General features: G+C 71.1%; 7 protein-coding genes. 4 read left to right on the top strand and 3 right to left on the bottom strand.

Translation table 11 applies throughout. The features are described from left to right. Positions 1-74 precede the first annotated feature (74 nt). The 4 genes from PKC53_RS17530 to PKC53_RS17515 are packed head-to-tail and all read left to right on the top strand — an operon-like array spanning position 75 to position 3,712. Positions 75-632 (top strand): HAD family hydrolase, encoded by a 558-nt coding sequence (locus PKC53_RS17530; protein WP_324430965.1) that lies wholly within the window; start codon positions 75-77, stop codon positions 630-632. Positions 633-656: 24 nt separating this feature from the next. Continuing rightward, a complete protein-coding gene (locus PKC53_RS17525; RefSeq protein WP_324430963.1) occupies positions 657-2,186 on the top strand; it encodes a hypothetical protein in 1,530 nt (509 codons plus the stop codon). Positions 2,187-2,225: 39 nt separating this feature from the next. Next, positions 2,226-2,609: a GtrA family protein gene (locus tag PKC53_RS17520; protein ID WP_324430961.1), complete on the top strand. Its 384-nt coding sequence runs from the start codon at positions 2,226-2,228 to the stop codon at positions 2,607-2,609. Further along, positions 2,606-3,712, top strand: a complete 1,107-nt coding sequence (locus PKC53_RS17515; RefSeq protein WP_324430959.1) for a glycosyltransferase family 2 protein — start codon at positions 2,606-2,608, stop codon at positions 3,710-3,712. Before PKC53_RS17520 ends, PKC53_RS17515 begins: the two co-directional genes overlap by 4 nt. A gap of 57 nt (positions 3,713-3,769) precedes the next feature. Here the strand turns inward: PKC53_RS17515 and PKC53_RS17510 are convergent, their stop codons facing one another. Genes PKC53_RS17510 through PKC53_RS17500 form a run of 3 tightly spaced genes read right to left on the bottom strand, consistent with a single transcriptional unit; the run spans position 3,770 to position 8,595 of the window. Further along, positions 3,770-5,500, bottom strand: coding sequence for an asparagine synthase-related protein (locus PKC53_RS17510; protein WP_324430957.1), 1,731 nt, complete (start codon positions 5,498-5,500; stop codon positions 3,770-3,772). A gap of 40 nt (positions 5,501-5,540) precedes the next feature. Beyond that, positions 5,541-6,878 carry an HlyD family type I secretion periplasmic adaptor subunit gene (locus PKC53_RS17505; RefSeq protein WP_324430955.1) on the bottom strand — a complete coding sequence of 446 codons (1,338 nt, stop codon included), beginning with the start codon at positions 6,876-6,878 and terminating at the stop codon, positions 5,541-5,543. A gap of 25 nt (positions 6,879-6,903) precedes the next feature. After that, positions 6,904-8,595 carry a type I secretion system permease/ATPase gene (locus tag PKC53_RS17500; RefSeq protein ID WP_324430954.1) on the bottom strand — a complete coding sequence of 564 codons (1,692 nt, stop codon included), beginning with the start codon at positions 8,593-8,595 and terminating at the stop codon, positions 6,904-6,906. Positions 8,596-8,822 lie beyond the last annotated feature (227 nt).

Raw genomic sequence — 8,822 nt, 5'->3', positions numbered from 1 at the left:
GGCCTGTTCATCGACATCGGCGTGCCCGACGACTACGCACGCGCGCAGCAGCTGTTCGTTGAGCGATGACAGCCATGCCCCGACGCGCGCTGTTCCTCGATCGCGACGGCGTGATCAACGTCGACAAGCACTACGTGCACCGCGTCGAGGACTTCGAGTTCATGCCGGGCATCTTCGAGTTGTGCTCGACGGCGGTCGAGCTGGGCTACGTGCCGGTGGTCGTCACCAACCAGGCCGGCATCGGCCGTGGCTACTACACCGAGGCCGACTTCGGGCGACTTACCGCGTGGATGCTGGGCGAGTTCCGGCAACGTGGCGTCGACATCGCACGCGTCTACCACTGTCCCTATCACCCCACGGAAGGGATCGGTGAGTACCGGTGCGAGTCTTTCGACCGCAAGCCGAACCCGGGCATGCTGCTGAGGGCGCGCGATGAACTGGCGCTGGACCTGAGCCGCAGCGTCTTCGTCGGCGACAAGGACTCGGACATCATGGCAGGTCGGTCGGCAGGCATCGGCCATCTCGTCCGGCTCGCGCCGCGTCCGTGCGCCGCCGACATGGAGGCTCTCGACGTCGTTGTCTGCACCAGCCTCTGGAAGGTCCGGGACTTGCTGCGCGACCTGTCGCGGTGACAGGTCTCAGACACTTTCGCAGCGATGCCGAAGCCCGCCGCCATGCTCCTGGGACCCGACGCCGCCGACGTTCGTGATCGGTCTCGGGCGTGGGCGCATGTGACGCTCGTCGCGACGGTACTGCTGGCCTACGGAGCCGTGTGGACCCGCGGGATCCAGGGTGACGACGTTTGCATGTGCGAGCTGGCCACGTTGAACGGCTTCTGGGATGCGGTCCACTTCTGGCTCCACAAGTGGAACGGCAGGCTGTTCCTGGCGGTCACGCAACTCGGCACCTATCACCTTCCCTGGTTCGCAAGACCACTCGATGCGCCCTGGTACGTCTTGCACGCCCTCGTCCTGATGGGTCACATCGCGACCTGTGCCCTGCTGCTGAAGCTCCTGTGGCGCGCCGGCGTTGCGGTCGCACCCTCGCTCGCCGCCGTATTGGTGCTGGCCATCCACCCGATCACGTTCGAGTCGGTTCTCTGGCTGGCCGCCGGCTACGGCTATGTGTTCGGTTCGCTGCTGACAACCCTCGCGGTCTGGACGTACCTCGAGTTCGAGCGTAGCGGGCGACGGGGCTGGCTCGTTCTGACGGCAGTGTTCGCACTCGCCGCCACGTTGGGCATTGAACAGTTCCTGCCGATTCTCGGTACGTTGGCGATCATTCACTTCGTACGCGCGCGAAGGCGAGCGACCGGGCAGCCGGCCTGGATTCCGTTGGCGATCGTCGTCGGCTGCGCCGTCGTCTTCCTGTTGATCCACTTCGGCCTGTTCCCCAGCTCGCGCGGCAGAATCGAACGCGCCACGTCGATCGCCGAGACAGCCGCCGGCGCCGGCCTGCTGTGGAGGCTGGCGTGGTGGCTGAGCCTGCTGCCCGACGCGTCGCCGTGGGGCGGTCTGATGCGCGGCGGCATCGATACCTTGAGGCTGCTCACGTGGCTGCCGCTGCTGATCGTCGTGGCTGTCGTCGTCGCAGGCTGGCGCATGGTTTCGTCGAGCAGCTGGAGGCGCGCAACGGCGAGCACTGGGCCCGCCGTTCACCTCTGGGTCGTGGTCACCGGACTCGCCGTCGCGGCTGCCGCCGTGCTGCCCTTCGCATTCACCGGGGGCTACGGTGTCGGCCGGCGCAATACCTATGTGATGCTGCCCGGCCTGCTCGTCGCCGGCGCTGCGGCCCTCGATGCGCTGCAGCTGCGGATGCGGCCGGCGCTGCAGCGGCTGACGCGATACATCATGGCGCCGATGGTCGCGGCCGCAGTCGCGGTGAGCATCGTCATCGGGATCGGCGCCCAGGCGATGCTGGCGCAGAGCTGGGCATTTCATCGGCTGCTGATCGGGACCGTCGAGTCCCATGCCTACGCCATCCGTTCGACCGGGGGTCTGGAGTTGACGGTCACGTCGCAGCGACCGTACGGCGCGATCTCGCAGATGCACTATTGGGCATTCCCCTGCCTCGTGCGTTGGGTCACCGACGATGCCGGCGTGAGAGCCTGGATCAGCATCACTCCGCCCGACAAGCGATCGCGGACACCACCGGGCAGTCACCGGATCGAGCTGGAAATCCGTTGAGAGGCTCGCCGGACCCGGCCACGGAGCGACACTCACGACATGCTGCGCAAGCTGTTCCGCTTCGGCCTCGTGGGGGCGGCTGCCACCCCGGTGCACTACCTTGCACTCATCGTCCTCGTGGAGGCGTTCGGCGTTGCTGCCGTCGTGGCCACCGTGGCGGGCTCCGCCCTGGGTGCGTGGGTGAACTACGCCCTGAACAGGCGTTTTACCTTCAGGAGCACCAAGCAGCATCGCGACGCCGTCCCGCGATTCCTTGCGGTCGCGTTCGGCACGGGGGTGCTGAATGCCGTCCTCGTCTATATCGGTGCAGACCTGTGGGGGCTCCACTACCTTGCGGTACAGATCGTCGCCACTCTGGTTGTGTTCCTGACCAACTTCCTCCTGCACGCGGCCTGGTCGTTTCGCGAGGGAAGTGCCGCATGACGAGCCGCCAGTCGGACCTGGTGAGCCTGCCGAGCGCGGCGGAATGCGACAGCGACTGCGGAGTCCATGCGCGGCCGGTCCTGTCGGTGGTGGTGCCCGTCTACGACGAACAGGGAACGGTGGCGGAGTTCCACCGCCGACTTGCCCACGTTCTCGATGAACTGGCCGTGCCGTGCGAGATCCTGTACGTCGACGACGGCAGCCGCGATGCGTCGGCCAGCATTCTCCGGACGCTGCAGCTGGCCGATCCGAGGGTCGCGCTCATCACGCTCTCGCGCAACTTCGGAAAGGAACTGGCCCTTACGGCAGGACTCGACCACGCCGGCGGCCGCGCAGTTGTGATGATCGACGCCGACTTGCAGCATCCACCCGAAGTCATTCCCCAACTGATCGAGCGGTGGCGCGAGGGGTTCGACGTCGTGTATGCCGTACGCACCGAGCGACACGGCGAATCGCTGGTACGTCAGACAAGTGCCGGCTACTTCTATCGCGTTCTCAAAGGACTGAGTGACGTTCCCATTCCCCCTGACGCCGGCGACTTCCGTCTGTTGAGCGGCCGTGCCGTGCTGGCCTTGCGTCAGCTGCGGGAGCAGCATCGGTTCATGAAGGGCCTGTATGCATGGATCGGCTATCCGCAGGCTTCGGTGACCTACCGGCAGGAGCCCCGCTTCGCCGGGTCGAGCAAGTGGAACTACTGGAAGCTGTGGAACCTCGCGCTGGAGGGCATCACGTCGTTCACGACCTTGCCCCTCAGGGTCGCCAGCTACGCCGGGCTCGCCGTGTCGCTGTCGGCGCTTCTCTTCGCCGCCTGGGTCGTCGTAAAAACACTGGTGTGGGGTGAGCCGGTCGCTGGCTATCCGAGCGTGATGGTGGCGATTCTGCTGCTCGGCGGCGTGCAGCTCGCCGCGCTCGGCATCATCGGTGAGTACCTTGGCCGAACGTTCAACGAGACGAAGCGCCGACCTCTCTATGTGATCGACTCGTACTGCCCGTCACGTGCCATCTACGGGGATCCCTGCTCCAAGGGGGCGGCTGGCCAAGCCCGCGAAAGTGATCCACGCTGGTGCCACTGGCGCAGCCCCGAACCTCACGGTCCCGACTGAGGGCAACCAAGTCCAAAGGCGGTGCGAGCTGCCGGGCCGCATCCGGCGCCGCACGGCTCACGGCCAGGCGGCGTCGACGTTGGCGTGCAGCCAGGCGTCCAGCACGACGAGCGTCCACACCCGAAACGCCAGTCGCTCTTCGCCCGCCTCGTAGCGCCGGGCCAGCTCGCCCAGTGCCTGCACCGACAGCAGCGCCCGCGGTCGCCAGCGATCCGGGTCCAGGTGGGTGCGCACCAGGCGGTGCCCGTCGGCGCGCAGCATGCCGGCCAGCGGCACGTTGAACCCGTGCTTGGGCCGGTCCCACAGCGGCTGCGGCACGTGGCGCGCCAGCACGGCGCGCAGGATGCGCTTCGGCGCGCCCGGCGCGTCGCGGAAGTCGGTGCGCAGCCGTCGCACCAGCGCGCTCGCTTCGAGGCCGTGGAACGGGTAGCGCACCGTCGCGCCGGTGGCCGCCACCGCCTGCGTGAGCCGGTCGCAGGGCATCGCGTCGACGAGGGCCGAGTAGCGTTCGAAGTGGGCCGGGCGCGGGAACCGCGCGAACGTGCGGTAGAAGGTCGTGTGCTCGAACGACACGACGTCGCCGCACAGCGCCTCGATCTCGCGGCGCGTGAAGCCCTGCCAGCGGATCATCGTGTCGGCCGGGTGCTCGAAGTCGACGATCGGCGCGTACCCGGCCAGCGCGGGCACCGCGCGCACCGCGCCGGCGATCGCCCGCCGCGCAGCCGGCGGCAGCAGGCTGGCGTACTGCACCGCCAGACGCACGTGCCGCGGCGGCATCGCACCGACCACCTCGTCGGCACCGGTGCCGTCGAGCACCACGTCGTGGCGCTCGCGGCAGTGGTCGAACGCCAGCACCGAGGCGGGCGTGGCCGGGTCGGCCATCGGCTGGTCCATCGATGTCGCGAGGCGCTCGAACGCCAGCGCCAGCTCGGTGCCGGAGAAGCGCAACACCTCGTGCCGCACCCCCAGGTGCTGCGCGATGCGCCGCGCCGCCGGCGACTCGTCCTGCGTGCCGTCGACGCCGACCGTGATCGCCTGCAGGTCTGGGCGTTCGCGCGCCGCCAGCGCGCAAATCAGCGACGAGTCGACGCCCGAGCTGAGGAAGGCCGCGGGCCGGCGCGCGCCGTTCAGCCGCTCGTGGACGCTGCGCGCGAGCGCGGCCTCGACCGCGTCGACTGCCGCGTCGAACTGCGCGGGCGGCCGCGGCGCGTCGGGCGCCGGCGGTGGCTGCACGGCGATGCCCGCCGGCGAGCAGCGCAGCAACTTCCCCGCCTCGAGCGCGTGCACGCCTTCGAGCAGCGTGTGCGGCGCAGCGATGTCGCCGAAGCGCAGGTACTCGTGCAGCGATCGCCGCGCGACGCGCCGGCCGACCTGCGGCAGCTCCACCAGCGCACGCAGCCGCGTGGCGAAGGCCAGCGCTCCCGGCCCGGTGGCCGCCCAGTACAGGCTGCGCAGGCCGGTGGGGTCGCGGTACAGCAGCAATTCGTCGCCGTCGAGCAGCGCCAGCGCAAACTCGCCGTCCAGCCGCGGCAGGCACGCCGTCGACCAGCGCCGCCACGCCGCCAGCACCACCGCGGCCGGCGACGTGGCGTCGACCTGCAGTTGCCGGCGCAGCTCGTCCAGCCCGTACAGCTCGCCGTCGAGCGCCACCGTGCACGAACCCTGCGTCGCGAACGAAGCGCCGTTCCCGCCGCCGCGCCCCGACGCCGCCGCGACGATCGGGTGCACTTCGCCACCCGCCGCGGGTGCCGCGCGGCGCGCGTCGCACCGGCCTCGAAACCCGCTCATCGGCGGCCAGCGTCGGGGTCGGCGCCGCGCATCGTCGACGCTACGGCTCGGTGAACGCCTTGCGCATCGAGTCGGTCAGCGGCTGCAGCAGGTAGTCCAGCGCGCTGCGCGCCCGGGTCTCGATGAACATCGTTGCCGGCATGCCGGGGGCCAGGCGCCGCGGCAGGTCACGCGTCGACTCGGCGTCGACGGTGGCGTGCACCAGATAGTGCGCCACCGGCACGCCGTCGACTTCGCTGGTCAGGCTGTCGCCCGACAGGTACGTCACCTGGCCGCTCAGCAGCGGCGTGCTGCGCTGCTTGAACGCGGTGATCTGCACGCTCACCGGCAGCCCGATCGCCAGGTCCGCGACGTCCTCGGGTCGCACCCGGCCTTCGACGAGCAGCGACGGCTCGGCGGGCACGATCTCCATCAGCACCTCGCCGGGGGCGATCACGGCGCCCGGCGCGTGCACGCGCAGGCCGACCACCTCGCCGGCCACCGGCGCCTGCACGGCGCGGCGGTCGAGGGCCTGGGTCATCGGGCGCAGGCGCTCGCGCAGCTCGATCACCCGGCGGTTGGCCTCGGTGTACTCGTCGGAGGCACGCTTGACGTAGTCGTCCTGCAGCGCGATGACCCTCAGGTCGAGCTCGACGAGCTTCTGCTGCGCCTTGGCCAGCTCGGCCACGTACTCGCCGCGCTGCTCGTCCTTGTCGGCCAGCGCGCGCTCGAGCGTCATCACGCGCGTCTGCTGCACGAACTCGCGCCGGTACAGGTCGCGGTTCATCTCGAGTTCGCGCTCGAGCAGCCGGCGGTTCGTGTCGGCCGCGGCGATCTGCGAGCGCAGCCCGTCGATCTCGGCGCGCACCTGGACGGCCTGGCTGCGCAGCAGCGCGGTCTGGCCTTGCCACTGCCGACGGCGCGCGGCGAACAGCTCCGACTCGGCGCGCAGCAGCGACCGCGCCTTGTGCCCTGGCTGCGCGCGCGCCTCCAGTTCGGGCGGGAACTGCGGCCGCGGCTGCATCCGTCGCTCGGCATCGGCGCGGGTCGCGCGGGCCAGCTCGGCGTCGAGCTGGTCCTGCAGCGCCTGCACGCCGGCGTCGGCCTGCACCTCCTCGAGCTGCATCAGCACCTGTCCCTGCTCGACGCGGTCGCCGCTGCGCACCAGCACGCGGCTGACGATCCCGCCCTCGAGGTGCTGCACCGGGCGGCGGTAGTCCTCGACGACCAGCGACGCCGGCACCACGACGGCGCTCGACAGCGGCGCCAGTGCGAGCCACGCGAACGCGCCGCCGAACAGCACCGCGATCGCCAGCGCGCCGACGCGCCCGATGCGCGCCCCGCGCACGAATGGGTCGTCGGTGCCGTCGACGCCGGCCGGCGGGCTGGATGCAGGCAAGCCGCTCATCGGGCCGCCGTGCACATCACGTGGCCGTCGCCGGCTGCGCATCGCGCACCGGCCGGCCCGACACCTTCGCCAGCACCTCGTCGCGCGGGCCGAAAGCGGCCACGCTGCCGGCGTGCAGCACCAGCACGCGGTCGGCGTCGGCCAGCAGCGACGGCTTGTGCGTGACGAACACCACGGTGCTGCCCATCGCCTTCAGCGCGCGGATCGCGGCCATCAGCGCCGCCTCGCCGTCGGTGTCGAGGTTCGAGTTGGGTTCGTCGAGCACGACGAACTTCGGCGGCCCGAACAGCGCGCGCGCCAGCCCGATGCGCTGCCGCTGCCCGCCGCTGAGCACCGTCGCCGCGTCGCCGATCACCGTGTCGTAGCCGCCCGGCAGCTTGAGGATCATCTCGTGCGCGCCGGCCAGAGTCGCCGCAGCCACCACCGCCTGCGAGCTCTGCGGCATCGGCCCCATGCGCGCGATGTTCTCGGCCACCGTGCCGGCCAGCAGCTCGACGTCCTGCGGCAGGTAGCCCACGTGCGGCGCCAGCGACTCGCGCGGCCAATCCGCCACGTCGGCCCCGTCGAGCCGCACGCAGCCCGACTGCGGTCGCCACAGCCCCAGCAGCGCACGCAGCAGCGTCGACTTGCCCGCCGCGCTCGGCCCGATCACCGCGACGCACTCGCCGGCGGCGACGTCGAACGACACGCCCTTGAGCACCGGCGGTCGGTCGGCCACCGGCGCGACCACGATGCGGTCGACCTCGACGGCGCCGCGCGGCGCCGGCAGCTCGAGCGCCGCCGCCGCCGACGGCGCGCGGTCGACCAGCGCCGCGAGCCGGGCGTACGCCGCGCGCGCGTCGACGAAGCCGCGCCACCCCGCAATGGCCAGCTCGAGCGGTGCGGTGGCGCGCGCCAGCAGGATGGTCGCGGCGATCATCGTGCCCGCGCTCAGGTGCTGCGTGATCACGAGGTAGGCACCGAGCCCCAGCATGGCGACCTGCAGCAGCTGCCGCAGCCCCTTGGACGTCGCGACGATGCTGCCCGAGCGGTCGCTGGCCTGCGACTGCGCACGCAGCACCTCGTCGTTGCGCGCCGACCAGCGTGCAACCACCGCGGCGCGCATGCCCATCGCCTCGACCGCCTCGGCCTGGCGCACCGCGGCATCGGCGTCGCGCCCTGCCTGGCGCGCCAGCGCGTTGGCCTGCAGCAGCAGCGGCCGGGTGCGGCGTTCGTCGGCCAGCGCCAGCGCGAGCAGCACCAGCATGCCCAGCAGCGCGGTGGCGCCCAGCCAGGGGTGGATCGCGAAGATGATCGCCAGGAACACCAGGCTCCACGGCGCGTCGAAGAACGCGAACAGGCCCGAGCCGGTCACGTACTGGCGCAGCGTGGCCACGTCGCGCACCGCGCCGGCGTGGCGCTCGCCGAGCGGCTGCGCGGCGCGCGCGAACACCTCGCCCAGCACCTGCGCGCCGAGCAGCCGGTCGAGCGCAACGCTGGCCTGCACCAGCACGCGCGAGCGCAGCATCTCGAGGCCGACGTAGACGGCGTAGACGAACGCGGCGCCGAGCGTCAGCATCGCCAGCGTGGGCAGGCTGCGCGACGCCAGCACGCGGTCGTACACCTGCAGCATGTACAGCGGCAGCGTCAGCATCGCCAGGTTGACGAACAGGCTGAACAGCCACGCGTAGCGGAAGAAGAACGCCGTGCGGCGCAGCACGTGTTTCACCGGCCCGCTCCGGCGCAGCGGAGGCGGGCGGCGGCGTGGTGGGTTCGCGTGCACATCGTCTTGGCAGGTCTGCGCAGCGCGGCGCGTCCCGGACGCAAGCTCGTGACCTCAGTAGCGCCGCCCGCCGGGCACACCCATCAGCATCGTGGACGCCCGCGCCTTGCCGTTCTCGGCCTCGGCGGTCAGCGGGAAGTCCTTCGGCCACCGCGCCAGCACGTAGTTGAACT

Source organism: Azohydromonas sp., from assembly GCF_035325925.1.
Taxonomy (GTDB): Bacteria; Pseudomonadota; Gammaproteobacteria; order Burkholderiales; family Burkholderiaceae_C; genus Calidifontimicrobium.
This window is presented reverse-complemented; position numbering and strand designations above follow the sequence as displayed.

What these genes read in the sequence shown, in the direction of transcription:
- PKC53_RS17525 (WP_324430963.1), top strand. Translation starts at nt 657, where the DNA reads ATGCCGAAGCCCGCCGCCATGCTCCTGGGACCCGACGCCGCCGACGTT.
- PKC53_RS17515 (WP_324430959.1), top strand. Translation starts at nt 2,606, where the DNA reads ATGACGAGCCGCCAGTCGGACCTGGTGAGCCTGCCGAGCGCGGCGGAA.
- PKC53_RS17530 (WP_324430965.1), top strand. Translation starts at nt 75, where the DNA reads ATGCCCCGACGCGCGCTGTTCCTCGATCGCGACGGCGTGATCAACGTC.
- PKC53_RS17510 (WP_324430957.1), bottom strand. Translation starts at nt 5,500, where the DNA reads ATGAGCGGGTTTCGAGGCCGGTGCGACGCGCGCCGCGCGGCACCCGCG.
- PKC53_RS17520 (WP_324430961.1), top strand. Translation starts at nt 2,226, where the DNA reads ATGCTGCGCAAGCTGTTCCGCTTCGGCCTCGTGGGGGCGGCTGCCACC.